The sequence below is a fragment of the Pseudomonas sp. 06C 126 genome (assembly GCF_001855215.1).
GTDB lineage: Bacteria > Pseudomonadota > Gammaproteobacteria > Pseudomonadales > Pseudomonadaceae > Aquipseudomonas > Aquipseudomonas proteolytica.
Genome location: NZ_MIFU01000100.1, coordinates 1 through 15,102, shown reverse-complemented (window position 1 = coordinate 15,102; position 15,102 = coordinate 1). Strand labels below are relative to the sequence as shown.

Here is a 15,102-nt window from a genome sequence, read left to right as displayed (position 1 = left end):
CATGATTCGCGCACCTTTGGGAGATAAACAGTATTGGGATGGTCGTGAGGCAAAGGATCTGCAATGGATAGAGCGCGTGAGCCAAACGTTGTCGCAGCCGTCGGCCAATCCGGTATACAGAGCGCAATTTGCGTTCGACTTTGCCAAAGATAATTTGCGTGCAGCCATTCGCGTCTACTCGCGAGGCAGTCCTGTTGCATCGATGGCTACGTACTTTCCCGCCATCATGGATGCATGGGAGCTTTCCAATCGAGAGTCCGACACGATATGTGCTGAAAATGCGCTGCAGACTTGCCGTGACTGGACCTTCGAGTTGGCGGACCTGAACCACTACATCTGGTGTTTCTGGTTGGTGAGCCTGGCGCTGGCGCTGGAGATTCCCGACGACCAGTGGCGTCGGCTGGTCGCCTTGATCGGCGAAGGCGGGCAGGACGTTCTGCTGGATCGAATCATCGCATCCCGTCAGCCAGGGCGCGTGATTGGTGAACAGCTATTGCACGCCAAACCTTATGCGAGGCTGCTCAAGGCCATCGACGCGCCCCAGCAACAGCAGGCCTCGCTGTTGCGGGCGTTCGTGGAACATTGGTACCTGGAGCTGAACCGACGCGGTAAACAGCAACCCTGGTGGTATGTCTATGGCGATCCGGTAAAACACCCCCTTGAGATGGGTAGCTACTTCGGCCGCTGGTGCTTTGAGGCGGTTGCCGCGGTCAAGGCGTTCGGGCTCGATGACAGCGCCTGCCTGGGGCATGAGCATTACCCCGGCGACTTGCTCCACCCCAGTGAAGACGTTATCCCGGCACCAGCCTCTGCCCGCGTAGAAAAAGCCGGCTGGCTGGCGCGGTTGTTTGGGCGCTCAGATGAATGAGCCATCACTTGTACAAGTACCGGCATGGCATTGGCGTGGCTTTATTGCTGGCAGCGTTATTGAACGGCTTCTTGCGATTTGATGGTAGTTGGAATCGTTTTTTGACCATGGTGTTGGTGCAGCTGTGGTTTGGCCAGGCGGTCTACAACTATGCGCGAGGCGCCAGGGTGGCCATCGCGCCTGGCGGCATGAGCAAGGACGCCGACCCGCAGTGGCGTGCGGCGTTGGCTGGCTTTTCCCTGTTTTTATATGGGGTGGTGTTTTTTTTGAGTTTTTGATTCCAGCAGGGCCACCCCAGCCCCGCTGTCGCCAAGGAAAAACCTTTTATGAAGAACCTTGCTTTTATCCTCGCAGCCCTGGCCCTCGCAGGCTGCCACTCCAATGCCCGCGACTCGTCGCCCAGCCTCTTGAAAGATGGCGTGCAGTTGCAGCAGAACACAGTCGTGGCCGATGCCGAGCACGCCAAGGTGATCATGCGCGCCACCGGGTTTACCTACCCCGTGCAGTTCTCCGTGCGCCGTGGCGGCGATGCCGACCAGCGCCCGGAGATCCTCGGCACAGTGGTGGATTCGGGCCGGGGCAAGGTGTTCGGCTGGATCGCCAAGATGAGCGAGGTGGCCAACAGCGCGGCGGTCAAGCGCTTCCCGCAGCTGGAAGTGCTGGCCGACCCGCAGCACACGATTGAAGTGTTGGGCGAGTCGCGGGTGTACGACTCGAACTACTACCGCTACGCCGAAAAAATTGTCTACGCCTGCGGCCCGATGACCTCGGCGTTCAAGCCGCAAAAGCAAAAGGTGTACCTGGTGGAGTTCGTGATCGTCGGCGCCGGCTGTGAGCAGCATGTGTATGACATCACCGACCCCGCACAGCGTATTCCCGTCCCCGCGTCCTGAATCATGCCCCCTACAACCGCCGGGCACATTGGCGGTGTTGTCGTAGTAAATGGAGTTTCAAATGAAGTGCAAGCAGTTCCAGAAAACCCTGTTGGCCATGATGGTCAGCGCCGTTGCCGCACAAGTCAGCGCGGTGGAGTTTGACGTCAGCACCGGTCAGAACGTGTGGGCCTCCCAGACGTTCAACGAGCCTGTGACCCTGGTGGGCGCGCGCAATGTCGTCTCGACCCAACCCAGTGCCGATGGCGTGAATATTTCCCTGACCGATATCCAGGGCACGCTGCGCAACGACGCCAACCTGACCCTGGATGCCGGCGGTAAAGCCGTGCGTGGCCTGATCGTCGATGGGGCGCTGGATCAAATGCTCACCACCACCGGCAGCAACATCACCGGCGATATCATTCAGGCCGGCAATATCCACCTGAGCAACACGATCTGGGCTGAAGGCTTTGAAGTGGGCGCCAGCAACGTGGGCGGCAGCATCATCAACTCGGGCAATATCACCCTGGTTGAAGTCCCAGGTTCGGGCGATGAATCCGACGCCGAGGGTATCTACCTCAACGGCACCACCGTGGCGGGCGACGTGGTCAACAGCGGTGTGGTGGATGTCACGTCCTACTACGGCTATGGCCTGATCCTCGATACCCACAACAACATGCCGGTCACCATCGGTGGCAAGCTGCTCAACTCCGGGACCATTCGCGTTACCGGTGAAGAGGCCCTGGGGATTGAGATCGAAACCGATACCAACCCCCTGCGTATCGAAAACAGCGGCCTGGTTTCCGTCAACGGCGGGCAGTCGATCGCCGTGCAACTGGATGCGGGCACCTACGACTACCTGCTCAACACCGGCACCATCGAAGCCCACGGCAGCAACGCCATGGCTTTCAACGTGCAAGGCGCGACCTTTAACACCACCTCGCCGAGCGGTGAGCGCGGCCTGGTCAACCGTGGCCTGATCAGCGCCGATGCGACGGCGATCAAGATCAACCCGCAGTACCAGTTGACGCCCCTGGAGATCAACCAGCAAGCCGGCGAAATCCGCAGCAACTCCGGCACCGCCATCGACGGCGGCAACCTGGCGAGCCTGAACTGGAGCGGCGGCAAAATCGTGGGTGACGTACTCGGTGTCACGGGTGTGAACATCAACGGCCAGGCCGATTTTACCGGCGCGCGCATTGGCAGCCCGGTATCGATCAACGCGGGTTCGTTGAACCTGTCTGGCGCCGGTACCGCGATCACTGGCGACCTGAATGTGGCCAACGGTGCCGGGATTGATATGCGCCTGTCCAACAGCGTCGTGCCGACCACGCCTTACCTGACGGTCAGCGGCGCCGCGAATTTCGCCCAGGGCTCCAACGTGACCTTGAGCGCCAAGCCCGGCGATTTCACCGCAGCACCCAGCGGCACCGAATACACCCTGCTGCAAGCCGGCAGCGTGCAGAACAACGGCCTGACGGTTGCCAGCAGCTCGTCGTTGCTCGATGTACTCAGCTACTCGGCCGATACGCAGACGGTCAAGGCCGTAGTGGGTCTGAAACCAGACGAGCAGGTACAAACCGACCTCGGCGGCGTTGGCGCTACGACCTCGGCGGTGACGGCCGTTAACCTGTTGAAAAACGAAGTGCTGGGGCAACTGAGCCAGGACGACGCGGTGTTCCAGGCCGTGGCCAACGCCGGCACCGCCCAGCAATTGGCGCGGATTGGCGAACAGCTCAAGCCGGACGTGAACCGTGGCGCGCTGGACGTGGCCCTGTCCGGGCAGACCGTGATCAACGGCGCGATCCTCAATCGCCTGGCCGGCCAACGCGATGGCAGCGAACGCGGCGGTGTTTGGGTGCAAGCCCTGAGCAGCAACATGGACCAGGACGGTCGCGGTGGCGACAACGGCTACTCGGCCAACAGCAGCGGCGTGGCAGTGGGTGTGGACGGGCGCTTGAACGACAACACCCGCGTGGGTGTGGCGTACAGCTACCTCAACTCCAACATCCATTCGGACCAGGGCAACAAGACCGAAGTGCAGGGCAACGCCTTGTCGCTGTACGGTAACTGGTCGCTGCAAAACTGGTTTGTCGATGGCAGCCTGAGCTATGGCGTCAACGACAACGACAGCAAGCGCCACATCGTCGGCACCACCGCCAAGGGCAGCTACGACAGCCAGGCGTTGTCGGCCAGCGTGATCGGCGGCTACAGCTTCAAGGCGTCGGACAGCGTGCTGATCGAACCACGTGTGGCAGCACGCTACTCCAGCGTGCACATGGACAGCCTGCATGAGAAGGGTTCTTCGGCGGCCCTGAACACCGGTTCCCAGCGTTACGAAGTCGGTGAACTGGGCGCTGGCCTGCGTGTGGCGGGCAACCTGCCGCTGGGCGCCGGTACCCTGCAACCGGAAGCGACCTTGATGGCCTATCACGACCTGATGGGTGATCGCGTGGCGCAGACGTCCAGCTTTGTGAACGGTGGCTCGACGTTCAGCGTAACCGGCGCATCGGTCGCGCGTGACAGCTATGAAGCCAGCGTGGGCGTGAACTACCAGGTCTCGGCGTTCAGCGTCGGTGCCAGCTACACCCGCCAGGCCCGCAGCGGGTTTGATGCCGATGGCGTCATGCTCAAGGCGCGCTACGCGTTCTAAACAGTCCTTGTAGGAGCGAGCTTGCTCGCGAAAAACGTCCAGACGACGCGTTCATTCAGCAAATGCGCGTTATCGTTTACGTGCTTCGCGAGCAAGCTCGCTCCTACAGGAATGGACGAAACAACTTGAGAACCGCTCTCAACCCCGTAAAATGCCGCTGCACTTAATCAGGGATGAATTCGAAGATGCGTGTTTTTGCCTTACTGCTGGCGCTGTCCTTCCTGGCCGGCTGTGCGTCCAAGCCTGCGTACTACATCTCTCCAGCGCCCGTGACTATTGCCAAGAGCGCCACGTATTGGCTCGATACATTTGACGTTGAGGTGGTGGGCAAGAACGAACGCTTCCTGCCAGATGACAAGGTTCGCCAGCAACTGGGTGTCGATCTGGTCGACCGCTTGCTCAAGGCCAAGCGCTACGCCGCCAGCAAGGAAAAGGCCGACTACTTGTTGGAGGTGAGCGTCATCTATACGCGGCGTATTCAAGATACGAAGGGCGGTTTTATGACGGCCATCGTCGATGACAACACCATCCTTGCCAGTGTCGATTTCAGCTATCAGGTCAAGGTCAAGAAAGCCGATGCCGAGGTTCTGCATTTTTCCCAGGCTCGCCAAGGGCTGATGCCTGCGGGTTACAAGGGCGACTGGCAGAACATGAAAACCATGGCCGGGGTGCTGACCAACAGCGGCAACTCTAATGTAGAGACCTTCTACACCGGAGCGCTTAGCCGTTTTATCGTTGACGATCTGCGCGGTATTCCATCGCGCTAGCGTCACCTGCGGTCTCGATTTACCACTTAGGAGCACCACGTGAAATCACTCTTAAAAATCCGCCTGTCCGGCCTTACCGTTACAGCAGTGCTGTCCCTGGCCGGTTGCGCCACCGAAAGCTCCCGCGCACTGCCGATCGAAAAAGTCGCCAGCGCCAACGTCGCCTATTCCGGCGTACGTGTGCCGATTGCCGTGGGCAAGTTCGATAACCGCTCCAGCTACATGCGCGGGATCTTCTCCGATGGCGTGGACCGCCTCGGTGGCCAGGCCAAGACCATCCTGATCACCCACTTGCAGCAGACCAACCGCTTCAGCGTGCTGGACCGCGACAACATGGGCGAAATCTCCCAGGAAGCGAAAATCAAAGGCACCGCGCAAAACCTCAAGGGCGCTGACTACGTGGTGACCGGCGATGTGACCGAGTTCGGCCGCAAAGAGACTGGCGACCGCCAACTGTTCGGCATCCTCGGCCGTGGCAAGACCCAGGTGGCCTACGCCAAGATCAACCTGAATATCGTCAACATCAGCACTTCCGAAGTGGTGTATTCCACCCAGGGCGCCGGTGAATACGCGCTGTCGAACCGCGAAGTCGTGGGCTTTGGCGGCACCGCCAGCTACGACTCCACCCTCAATGGCAAGGTCCTGGACCTGGCTATGCGCGAAGCGATCAATCGCCTGGTCGACGGCATCAACGCCGGCGCCTGGAACCCGCGTAACTGATTAGTTGTTTTCAAGGAGCAGTACACGGATGAGCAAGGCAGTGAAGTTGGCGCTGATGCTGACAGCAACCGCGCTGGTTGCAGGGTGCCAGACGGCACCCAAACCCCTGTATCAATGGGAAAGCTACCAGCCACAGGTTTACGAGTACTTCAAGGGCGAGCCCAAGGAAGCCCAGGTCGAAGCGCTGGAACGCGACCTGCAAAAGATCAACGCCAGTGGCCGCCAGGCCCCGCCGGGCTACCACGCCCACTTGGGCATGCTGTACCTGAGCATGGGCAAGGATGACCAGATGGTGCAGCAGTTTCGCACCGAGAAGGCGCTGTTCCCTGAGTCGGCCGCCTACATGGACTTTTTGCTGAAGAACGCCAAGGCCGGAGACGTCAAATGAGCCTGCTGAAAATCACCGGCGCCTTGCTGGCCCTGGCTTTGCTGGGCGGTTGCGCGGCGCCCAAGACCGTCGATTACTCGGCGTACAAGCAGGCGCGGCCGAAGTCGATCCTGGTGTTGCCACCGATCAACGAATCCCCTGAAGTGCAGGCGTCCTACAGCCTGGTATCGCAGGTGACTTACCCGTTGGCCGAAGCTGGTTACTACGTGATGCCGATTGCCCTGGTGGATGAAACCTTCCGCCAGAACGGCCTGACCACCGCCAACGATATCCAGGCCGTGGCACCGGGCAAGCTGCATGAGATCTTCGGCGCAGATGCGGCGCTGTACATCACCGTCAGCGAGTACGGCACCAAGTACATGCTGGTCACCAGCGACACCTCGGTGACGGCCTCGGCCAAACTGGTCGACCTGCGTACTGGCACCACCTTGTGGACCGGTTCGGCGCGGGCATCCAGCGAGGAAGGCAACAACAACGGTGGCGGCCTGGTGGGCATGCTGATCACGGCGGCGGTCAAGCAAGTGATCAACAGCTCCACTGACGCAGCGCACCCGATTGCCGGCATCACCAGCGCACGCCTGCTGTCGGCCGGGCAACGCACCGGCCTGCTGTACGGCCCGCGCTCGCCCAAGTACGGCTCGGACTGATAAGAGCCTCCTTGTAGTGAGGAGGTTTTTTGTGGCCAGGGGGCTGCTGTGGCGAGGGGGCTTGTCCCCCGCTGGGCTGCGCAGCAGCCCCAACCCTGGCCCCTCGGTGTATCTGATAAAGCTCGATGGGTCTTAGAGGGGCTGCTGCGCAGCCCAGCGGGGGACAAGCCCCCTCGCCACTGTGCTGAGCGGGAGTTAACCCGAACCGCCCATTTCTAACGTCTGACCTTGTGAACGCATCATTCACTCACGAGGTTCAACCCATGTCCCGTCCTCTTCTCTTCCTGCGCCCCGCTGCCCAGGGCTTTGCCGTGACCTTGCTGGTGGCACTTGCCGGGTGTGGGCTGTCATCCCGTGACGAAGCCAAGGCACCCGAAGCGGTTGCTGTCCCCGAACTGCAAAGCGAGCCCGTTCAGGCTCAGGGCGCCATGCTCAAAAGAATGGCAATGCCGGCACCGATGGCCATGCATGACGCGGTGGCCATGGAATACCGCGCCGAGCCGCGTGAGCAGTATCAGCACTTGCCGGACAACCCGGTGCACAGCGTTGCCCAAACCCCGGTTTCTACCTTCAGCGTCGATGTCGACACGGGCAGCTACGCCAATGTCAGACGCTTCCTCAACCAAGGTCAACTGCCGCCTGAAGGCGCTGTACGACTTGAGGAAATGGTCAACTACTTCCCCTACGACTACGCACTGCCGAGCGACGGCTCGCCGTTCGGCGTGACCACGGAAGTCGCGCCCGCCCCCTGGAATCCCAACACGCGCCTGCTGCGTATCGGCATCAAGGCCTCCGAGCGTGCCGTGGCCGAGTTGGCGCCGGCCAACCTGGTGTTCCTGGTGGATGTGTCCGGTTCCATGGACCGTCGTGAAGGCCTGCCGCTGGTTAAAAGCACCCTCAAGCTGCTGGTGGACCAACTGCGTGCTCAGGACCGCGTGTCTCTGGTGGTGTATGCCGGCGAATCGCGGGTAGTGCTCAAGCCTACGTCCGGGGGTGACAAGGCAAAAATCCGCAACGCCATCGACCAATTGACCGCCGGTGGTTCGACGGCAGGTGCATCGGGTATCGAACTGGCCTATCAGATGGCCCGCGAAGGGTTTATCGATAAGGGCATCAACCGCATCCTGCTGGCCACTGACGGTGACTTCAACGTCGGCATCAGCGACTTCGACAGCCTCAAGCAAATGGCCGTGGACCAGCGCAAAACCGGGGTGTCCCTGACCACCCTGGGGTTTGGCGTGGGCAACTACAACGAACACCTGATGGAACAACTGGCCGACGCGGGCGATGGCAACTACGCCTATATCGACAACCTGCGCGAAGCGCGCAAGGTGCTGGTGGAACAACTCAGCTCGACCCTGGCCGTGGTGGCGCGGGATGTGAAACTGCAGGTGGAATTCAACCCGGCCCAAGTCAGCGAATATCGCCTGCTGGGCTATGAAAACCGCGCCTTGAAGCGTGAGGATTTCAGCAACGACAAGGTGGACGCCGGCGAGATCGGTGCCGGGCATACCGTGACGGCGCTGTATGAAATCGTACCGAAGGGCGCCAAAGGCTGGCTGGAACCGCTGCGCTATGCCCCGGCGCCGGCTGCCGAGGGTAACGCTGCAGAACTGGCCATGTTGCGGGTCTGCTACAAGCCGGCGGCGGGTGGCAGCAGTCGCTTGATCGAACACCCGATCAATAGCACCCAGCAGGCTGCCAGCGACGACCTGCGCTTCGCGGCAGCCGTGGCCGCCTTCGCCCAACAGCTCAAGGGCGATGGCCGCTACACTGGCACCATGAGCCTGAAAGACACCGCCGCCCTGGCCCGCTCGGCCCGTGGCGATGATCCCTACGGGCTGCGCAATGAATTCGTACAACTGGTGGAACTGGCCCAAAGTCTCAAACACTGATCTTGCCCACAACAGAGATCCTCTGTGGGAGCTGGCTTGCCTGCGATAGCGGTGGGTCAGCGCCGAAAATAGCGCCTGACCCACCGCTATCGCGGGCAAGCCCGGCTCCCACAGCTAATCTGCATTGATCCATCGAAAGGAGTTCGCCACCTGATATGGCCGTACCAGACGATCCACCCAGCGACGAATCGCTGCTGGCCCGCTACCGCTCCGGCGATGCTGCTGCGTTCGAGACCCTGTACGCCCGGCATCGCCAGGGCCTTTACCGGTTCCTCGTGGGCCTTTGCAACAAGGCCGAACTGGCCGAGGAAATCTATCAGGACACCTGGCTCAGCCTGATTCGCAGCACTACCGAGCCACAAGGCCGGGCGAGTTTTCGTACCTGGTTGTTCCAGATTGCCCGCAACCGCCTGATCGATCATTGGCGCAAGCACGGCATCCACAACCCGCTGCACGACAGCTACGATGAACAGCTGCACGCCAAGCCCGACGACAGCGCCGGCCCCGAGCAACAACTGAGCCTGAGCCGCGACCAGGGCCGCCTGGAAGCAGCGTTGCAAGACCTGCCCGAAGACCAGCGCGAAGTGTTCATGCTGCGCCTGCATGGCGAGCTGGAACTGCCGCAAATCGCCGCCCTCACCGGCAGCCCACTGGAAACGGTAAAAAGCCGCTTGCGTTACGCCCAGCAGAAACTGCGTCGGCTGCTGGCCGAGGAGGTACCCGTATGACTGACTCCCGACACCCCCAGGATCCGACTGACGAAGGGCTGATCCAGCACTTTCGCCAACACAGCGCCAGCGAGCCACCCGCGTCCCTCGACGCCTTCATCCTCGCCGCCGCCCGCCGCGAAGCCCCCACGCCCGCGCCAAGCCTGTGGCAACGCTGGCTGCAAGCCTGCCAACGACCACGCTGGCAGATGGCCTTTGCCACCGTAGCCGGGGTCGCACTGTTGATTGGCGTAGTACTGCGCTCGCCAGTGCCCGACCTCAACCTGCCCGAGACCGCCCAGTACGCCGCCGCGCCGCCGCCACAGGCACTGTCCGCCCCAGCCGCCCCCGCGCCGATGGCTCGCCTGGCGCTAGCGCCACAGGCAGACAGCGCGCCCGTCCAGGCTGAGATGGCAAGTGCCATGGCTGACGAGCCCATGGCCAAAATGAGCAAGCAGATGGCCGCCAAACCGCAGTCCCTGGAGCAAGGGCTTGAGGAAATCGTGCGCCTGCGCCAGGCGGGTGAGAGCAGGGCGGCGGATGAAAAGCTGCTGGACTTGCACACGCGCTTTCCCGACGAAGACCTACCGGCTCGGCTGGAAGCGTTGCAAAAACGCTGAACCAGCGCCCACAAAAAAGCCCCAGGTCGCAAGACCTGGGGCTTTTCGTTTGTATGGTGCACCCGGCGGGATTCGAACCCACGACCCCTGCCTTCGGAGGGCAGTACTCTATCCAGCTGAGCTACGGATGCTTGTGCGGGCGCCATCATACCCATGTCGACCTTGGGCGTCCATGCTGGTTTTTGGCCGTCTGCCGGTGGGATTCTGGAGTAGGGAGGCTCTGTACCGGGCGGTGTGCGTCGTTGGCGTTGAATCGGGCTGTCGTACGCTTGTCAGAATAATCCGGCTAATGCGCCGTTTTCGTTCTTTTTTTCGAACAGACTATTGCCCTGCCCCCCCATTGATCCTAGGATTCGTTTGAGATTTCAAACGCTCTGTCTCCCGTGCGCGATGTTTCAGCTTGCGCCCAGTGACTGATTTCCCTGACGGCAGCCTTCGAGGCGCCTTTCAACAACTCTAATTTGCCCCGCGCGCGCGCGGTGCTGTTAAGGAAAGCCGACATGCAGCTTAAAGACACCCAGTTGTTCCGCCAGCAAGCCTTTATTGATGGCGCTTGGGTCGATGCGGACAACGGTCAAACGATCAAGGTCAACAACCCCGCGACTGGCGAGATCCTGGGCACCGTGCCGAAGATGGGCGCCGCCGAAACCCGTCGTGCCATCGAAGCCGCTGACAAGGCCTTGCCGGCCTGGCGCGCACTGACCGCCAAGGACCGGGCGAACAAGCTGCGTCGCTGGTTCGAGCTGATCATCGAGAACCAGGATGACCTGGCCCGCCTGATGACCCTGGAGCAGGGCAAGCCGCTGGCTGAAGCCAAGGGCGAAATCGTCTACGCCGCTTCGTTCATCGAGTGGTTCGCCGAAGAGGCCAAGCGTGTCTACGGTGACGTGATCCCTGGCCATCAGCCGGACAAGCGCCTGATCGTGATCAAGCAGCCGATCGGTGTCACCGCCGCCATCACGCCGTGGAACTTCCCGGCCGCGATGATCACCCGTAAAGCCGGCCCGGCCCTGGCCGCCGGTTGCACCATGGTCCTCAAGCCTGCGTCGCAAACCCCGTTCTCGGCGTTCGCCCTGGCCGAATTGGCCCAGCGGGCCGGAATCCCCAACGGCGTGTTCAGCGTGGTTTCCGGCAGCGCCGGCGATATCGGCAGCGAGCTGACCAGCAACCCTATCGTGCGTAAATTGTCCTTCACCGGCTCGACTGAAATCGGTCGCCAGTTGATGGCCGAATGCGCCAAGGACATCAAGAAAGTTTCCCTGGAGCTGGGCGGCAACGCGCCGTTCATCGTGTTCGACGACGCTGACCTGGATAAGGCCGTCGAAGGCGCGATCATCTCCAAGTACCGTAACAACGGTCAGACCTGTGTATGCGCCAACCGCCTGTATATCCAGGACTCGGTGTATGACGCGTTCGCTGAAAAACTGAAAGCGGCCGTGGCCAAGTTGAAGATCGGCAACGGTCTGGAAGACGGCACCACCACCGGTCCCCTGATCGACGAAAAAGCCGTGGCCAAGGTCCAGGAACACATCGCCGATGCCTTGAGCAAAGGCGCGACGTTGCTGGCTGGCGGTAAGGTCATGGAAGGCAACTTCTTCGAGCCGACCATCCTCACCAACGTGCCGAAAAACGCCGCTGTGGCCAAGGAAGAAACCTTCGGCCCGCTGGCGCCGCTGTTCCGCTTCAAAGACGAAGCCGAAGTGATCGCCATGTCCAACGACACCGAGTTCGGCCTGGCGTCCTACTTCTATGCCCGCGACCTGGGCCGTGTGTTCCGTGTGGCCGAGGCCCTGGAATACGGTATGGTCGGCGTCAACACCGGGCTGATCTCCAACGAAGTGGCACCGTTCGGCGGGATCAAGGCTTCGGGCCTGGGCCGTGAAGGTTCCAAGTACGGGATCGAGGATTACCTGGAAATCAAATACCTCTGCCTGGGCATCTAACCGGCAAGGTATCGCTGTAAACGCAAAGGGCACGAGAGCGCTGTCCCTTTGCGTGCTTCACACCGTTATTCGAAGTGGCCGGGAAAGCTGTGGCAGTCGATCATCGCATGCTGGCGTAGTTGCCTCCCCGCCACGTAATCCTTGGACCGCGCCACCCGATGAGTGGCGAATGAGGAATTTATGAGCAACAAGACTAACGCTTCCTTGATGAAACGCCGCGAAGCCGCTGTACCGCGCGGTGTTGGCCAGATTCACCCGATCTTCGCCGAATCCGCGAAGAACGCCACGGTGACCGACGTAGAAGGTCGCGAGTTCATCGACTTCGCTGGCGGTATCGCTGTACTGAACACCGGTCACCTGCACCCGAAAATCATCGCGGCCGTGACCGAACAGCTGAACAAGCTGACCCACACCTGCTTCCAGGTCCTGGCCTATGAGCCTTACGTGGAGCTGTGCGAAAAAGTCAACGCCAAGGTCCCGGGTGATTTCGCCAAGAAAACCCTGCTGGTCACCACCGGTTCCGAAGCCGTTGAAAACGCTGTGAAAATCGCCCGTGCCGCGACTGGCCGTGCCGGCGTGATCGCCTTCACTGGCGCGTACCACGGCCGCACCATGATGACCCTGGGCCTGACCGGCAAGGTCGTGCCGTACTCCGCTGGCATGGGCCTGATGCCGGGCGGCATCTTCCGTGCGCTGTACCCGAACGAGCTGCACGGCGTGAGCATCGACGACTCCATCGCCAGCATCGAACGCATCTTCAAAAACGATGCCGAGCCGCGTGATATCGCGGCCATCATCATCGAGCCGGTGCAGGGCGAAGGCGGTTTCTACGTCGCGCCTAAAGCCTTCATGAAGCGCCTGCGCGAACTGTGCGACAAGCACGGCATCCTGCTGATCGCCGACGAAGTGCAAACCGGTGCCGGTCGTACCGGGACCTTCTTCGCCATGGAACAGATGGGCGTTGCCGCCGACCTGACCACGTTCGCCAAGTCCATCGCTGGCGGCTTCCCGCTGGCCGGTGTGTGCGGCAAGGCCGAATACATGGACGCCATCGCCCCAGGCGGCCTGGGCGGCACCTATGCCGGTAGCCCGATCGCTTGCGCCGCGGCCCTGGCGGTGATGGAGGTGTTCGAAGAAGAGCACCTGCTGGACCGCTGCAAGGCTGTTGGCGAGCGCCTGGTGACCGGCCTCAAGGCTATCCAGGCCAAGTACCCGGTGATCGGTGAAGTGCGTGCCCTGGGTGCGATGATCGCGGTCGAGCTGTTCGAGAATGGCGACAGCCACAAGCCGAACGCTGCGGCGGTAGCCTCCGTCGTGGCCAAGGCGCGTGACAAGGGCCTGATCCTGCTGTCGTGCGGCACCTACGGCAACGTATTGCGCGTACTGGTCCCGCTGACCTCGCCGGACGAGCAGTTGGACAAAGGCTTGGCGATCATCGAAGAGTGCTTCTCCGAGCTGTAAGCGCAGGCTGACCCGATCGACAGGAAAAACCCGCTTCGGCGGGTTTTTTTGTGGGCTATGCGCCGATTCAGGCCTTGTTCATTGTACGCGGGCGCTTCCTTTGTCTAAGGTGCAAGGATTGCCGATGGAGCGTGCTGCATGACTGCTGTTGATTTACCTGCTGTACCCCGTGTGCTGATTGCCGAGACCGACCCCTGGTCGCGGGATCTGCTCAAGCAGGTGTTGTTGAATGTGCGCTGCGACGCGCGGCTGGATGTGTGCGCCGACGGGCAGCAAGCCGCCGAGTTGTTGCGAGACAAACCCTACGATTTGATCATTGCCGATTGGGAACTGCCGGGCGTTGATGGCCTGAGCCTGTTGCGCAGTGTGCGTCAGGGTCGGCGCGTGCCGGCCTTGCCGTTTATTCTGTTGAGCGCACGCAATGACGGCGCCAGCGTGCGCGAAGCGTTGCCGTTGGCGCCGACTGCTTACCTGACCAAACCCTTGAACATGGAAGGCCTTACGCAACGCCTGCAGGACCTGCTGCTCAATGAAGGCGAAACGGTTTATTGCGAGGCCCCGGCCCTGGCCGCGGGCATGACCTTGCCGGTGTTCCTGGAGCGGCGCCGCGAGCTGTCGGACGGCGCGCCGCTGCGGGTTGACGTCAAGGCCGCCGTGCAACGCAGCCTGGCGCCGGAAGGCCTGGATCTCAAGCAACTGGAAGAGCAGGTAAAAACCGATCCACAGATCACCGCCGTGTTGATCGCCGCCGCCAACAGCGCCGGCCATCACGGCACGCCGGTGCAGACGCTGTCCATGGCCCTGCACAAGCTGGCAGCCGGGCAGAGCATGAACCTGATGCTTGGCCTAGCCCTCAAGCGCAACGTGATCCTTGGCGATGCCAGCCTGATGGAGTACGCCGAACGCCATTGGCAACTGTCCCAGCAGACTGCGCAATACGCCCGCTCCTTGGCGCGCATGCTCGACCTTGACCACGAACGCTGCTACAGCGCCGGTATCCTCCACCGCCTGGGCGACCTTGCGCTGCTGCGCAGCTTGCAGGAGTGGCGCCAGGGCGGCGGTGAACTGGACGATGAGTTGATTGGCGAGTCGTTGTCCACCTTCGGTGCCGGCTACGGCTCGGCGCTGCGTACGCGCTGGCGCTTGCCCCTGGAACTGCGCCAACTGATCGCGGCGAGCTATTCCCTGGAAGGCGGGGTGTATTCCCGAGAGGCGCTGGTGATGAACATGGCGGCGCAACTGGCAGGGCTGACCGAGCATGAAGGTGTCGAGGCGTTGGCCAAGGGCAAGACGGCGCGGTTGCTCAAGGTCGGAGTTTCTGAGCTGATGCGCATCCGCAAGCCTGTGTAGCCGCGGTGCCAGGCAGCCACCGCCCCTGTAGGAGCGGGCTTGCCCGCGATGGCGGCGGGCCAGGCACTGCACGGCTGGCAGACACACCGCCATCGCAGGCAAGCCAGCTCCCACATTTGTTTTGTGGTGCCTCCAAGCCTCCCGCCTCACCGCCCCCCATTGTGGGAGCGGGCTTGCCCGCGATGACGGCGGGCCAGGCACTGCACGGCTG

At 61.7% G+C, this 15,102-nt stretch carries 14 protein-coding genes and 1 tRNA gene; 14 read left to right on the top strand and 1 reads right to left on the bottom strand.

Annotated features, from left to right (window positions below; genetic code table 11):
* Window position 1: 1 nt before the first annotated feature.
* The 11 genes from BHC62_RS19730 to BHC62_RS19680 all read left to right on the top strand — a co-directional run bounded on the left by BHC62_RS19730 (window position 2) and on the right by BHC62_RS19680 (window position 10,137).
* On the top strand, window positions 2-868 hold the full coding sequence (locus BHC62_RS19730; protein ID WP_070995869.1) for a PoNi-like cognate immunity protein: 867 nt from the start codon (window positions 2-4) through the stop codon (window positions 866-868).
* A complete protein-coding gene (locus tag BHC62_RS19725; RefSeq protein WP_143007560.1) occupies window positions 865-1,146 on the top strand; it encodes a hypothetical protein in 282 nt (93 codons plus the stop codon). The genes BHC62_RS19730 and BHC62_RS19725 overlap by 4 nt, the downstream gene beginning before the upstream one ends.
* A 48-nt stretch (window positions 1,147-1,194) precedes the next feature.
* The gene (locus BHC62_RS19720; protein ID WP_029298836.1) at window positions 1,195-1,761 is read left to right on the top strand and encodes a hypothetical protein; all 567 of its coding nucleotides are present in this window, start codon (window positions 1,195-1,197) and stop codon (window positions 1,759-1,761) included.
* A 61-nt stretch (window positions 1,762-1,822) separates the two neighbouring features.
* A complete protein-coding gene (locus BHC62_RS19715; RefSeq protein WP_070995867.1) occupies window positions 1,823-4,393 on the top strand; it encodes an autotransporter outer membrane beta-barrel domain-containing protein in 2,571 nt (856 codons plus the stop codon).
* A 185-nt stretch (window positions 4,394-4,578) separates the two neighbouring features.
* On the top strand, window positions 4,579-5,160 hold the full coding sequence (locus tag BHC62_RS19710; protein WP_070995866.1) for a hypothetical protein: 582 nt from the start codon (window positions 4,579-4,581) through the stop codon (window positions 5,158-5,160).
* A gap of 39 nt (window positions 5,161-5,199) precedes the next feature.
* Entirely contained in the window at window positions 5,200-5,880 is a 681-nt protein-coding gene (locus tag BHC62_RS19705; RefSeq protein ID WP_070995865.1) for a CsgG/HfaB family protein, read from the top strand.
* Between the two features lie 28 nt (window positions 5,881-5,908).
* Window positions 5,909-6,268: a DUF4810 domain-containing protein gene (locus BHC62_RS19700; protein ID WP_029298843.1), complete on the top strand. Its 360-nt coding sequence runs from the start codon at window positions 5,909-5,911 to the stop codon at window positions 6,266-6,268.
* Window positions 6,265-6,915 carry a DUF799 domain-containing protein gene (locus tag BHC62_RS19695; RefSeq protein WP_029298845.1) on the top strand — a complete coding sequence of 217 codons (651 nt, stop codon included), beginning with the start codon at window positions 6,265-6,267 and terminating at the stop codon, window positions 6,913-6,915. The genes BHC62_RS19700 and BHC62_RS19695 overlap by 4 nt, the downstream gene beginning before the upstream one ends.
* A 263-nt stretch (window positions 6,916-7,178) precedes the next feature.
* Window positions 7,179-8,810, top strand: a complete 1,632-nt coding sequence (locus BHC62_RS19690; RefSeq protein WP_070995864.1) for a VWA domain-containing protein — start codon at window positions 7,179-7,181, stop codon at window positions 8,808-8,810.
* Window positions 8,811-8,965: 155 nt separating this feature from the next.
* Window positions 8,966-9,538 carry an RNA polymerase sigma factor gene (locus BHC62_RS19685; protein WP_070995863.1) on the top strand — a complete coding sequence of 191 codons (573 nt, stop codon included), beginning with the start codon at window positions 8,966-8,968 and terminating at the stop codon, window positions 9,536-9,538.
* Entirely contained in the window at window positions 9,535-10,137 is a 603-nt protein-coding gene (locus tag BHC62_RS19680; protein ID WP_029298852.1) for a hypothetical protein, read from the top strand. The genes BHC62_RS19685 and BHC62_RS19680 overlap by 4 nt, the downstream gene beginning before the upstream one ends.
* A 54-nt stretch (window positions 10,138-10,191) precedes the next feature.
* On the opposite strand, the gene BHC62_RS19675 is transcribed toward BHC62_RS19680, so the two are convergent.
* A tRNA-Arg gene (locus BHC62_RS19675) sits at window positions 10,192-10,268 on the bottom strand.
* Between the two features lie 369 nt (window positions 10,269-10,637).
* On the opposite strand from BHC62_RS19675, the gene gabD reads away from it, so the two are divergent.
* The 3 genes from gabD (at window position 10,638) to BHC62_RS19660 (ending at window position 14,891) form a co-directional block, all read left to right on the top strand.
* Window positions 10,638-12,080, top strand: a complete 1,443-nt coding sequence (gene gabD / locus BHC62_RS19670; RefSeq protein WP_029298877.1) for an NADP-dependent succinate-semialdehyde dehydrogenase — start codon at window positions 10,638-10,640, stop codon at window positions 12,078-12,080.
* A 180-nt stretch (window positions 12,081-12,260) separates the two neighbouring features.
* A complete protein-coding gene (gabT, locus tag BHC62_RS19665) occupies window positions 12,261-13,541 on the top strand; it encodes a 4-aminobutyrate--2-oxoglutarate transaminase (protein WP_029298879.1) in 1,281 nt (426 codons plus the stop codon).
* A gap of 138 nt (window positions 13,542-13,679) precedes the next feature.
* The gene (locus BHC62_RS19660; protein ID WP_070995862.1) at window positions 13,680-14,891 is read left to right on the top strand and encodes an HDOD domain-containing protein; all 1,212 of its coding nucleotides are present in this window, start codon (window positions 13,680-13,682) and stop codon (window positions 14,889-14,891) included.
* Window positions 14,892-15,102 lie beyond the last annotated feature (211 nt).

Excerpts from the sequence above, each read along its gene's own strand:
- BHC62_RS19730 (WP_070995869.1), top strand. The coding sequence starts at position 2 with ATGATTCGCGCACCTTTGGGAGATAAACAGTATTGGGATGGTCGTGAG.
- BHC62_RS19725 (WP_143007560.1), top strand. The coding sequence starts at position 865 with ATGAGCCATCACTTGTACAAGTACCGGCATGGCATTGGCGTGGCTTTA.
- BHC62_RS19720 (WP_029298836.1), top strand. The coding sequence starts at position 1,195 with ATGAAGAACCTTGCTTTTATCCTCGCAGCCCTGGCCCTCGCAGGCTGC.
- BHC62_RS19715 (WP_070995867.1), top strand. The coding sequence starts at position 1,823 with ATGAAGTGCAAGCAGTTCCAGAAAACCCTGTTGGCCATGATGGTCAGC.
- BHC62_RS19710 (WP_070995866.1), top strand. The coding sequence starts at position 4,579 with ATGCGTGTTTTTGCCTTACTGCTGGCGCTGTCCTTCCTGGCCGGCTGT.
- BHC62_RS19700 (WP_029298843.1), top strand. The coding sequence starts at position 5,909 with ATGAGCAAGGCAGTGAAGTTGGCGCTGATGCTGACAGCAACCGCGCTG.
- BHC62_RS19695 (WP_029298845.1), top strand. The coding sequence starts at position 6,265 with ATGAGCCTGCTGAAAATCACCGGCGCCTTGCTGGCCCTGGCTTTGCTG.
- BHC62_RS19690 (WP_070995864.1), top strand. The coding sequence starts at position 7,179 with ATGTCCCGTCCTCTTCTCTTCCTGCGCCCCGCTGCCCAGGGCTTTGCC.
- BHC62_RS19685 (WP_070995863.1), top strand. The coding sequence starts at position 8,966 with ATGGCCGTACCAGACGATCCACCCAGCGACGAATCGCTGCTGGCCCGC.
- BHC62_RS19680 (WP_029298852.1), top strand. The coding sequence starts at position 9,535 with ATGACTGACTCCCGACACCCCCAGGATCCGACTGACGAAGGGCTGATC.
- gabD (WP_029298877.1), top strand. The coding sequence starts at position 10,638 with ATGCAGCTTAAAGACACCCAGTTGTTCCGCCAGCAAGCCTTTATTGAT.
- gabT (WP_029298879.1), top strand. The coding sequence starts at position 12,261 with ATGAGCAACAAGACTAACGCTTCCTTGATGAAACGCCGCGAAGCCGCT.
- BHC62_RS19660 (WP_070995862.1), top strand. The coding sequence starts at position 13,680 with ATGACTGCTGTTGATTTACCTGCTGTACCCCGTGTGCTGATTGCCGAG.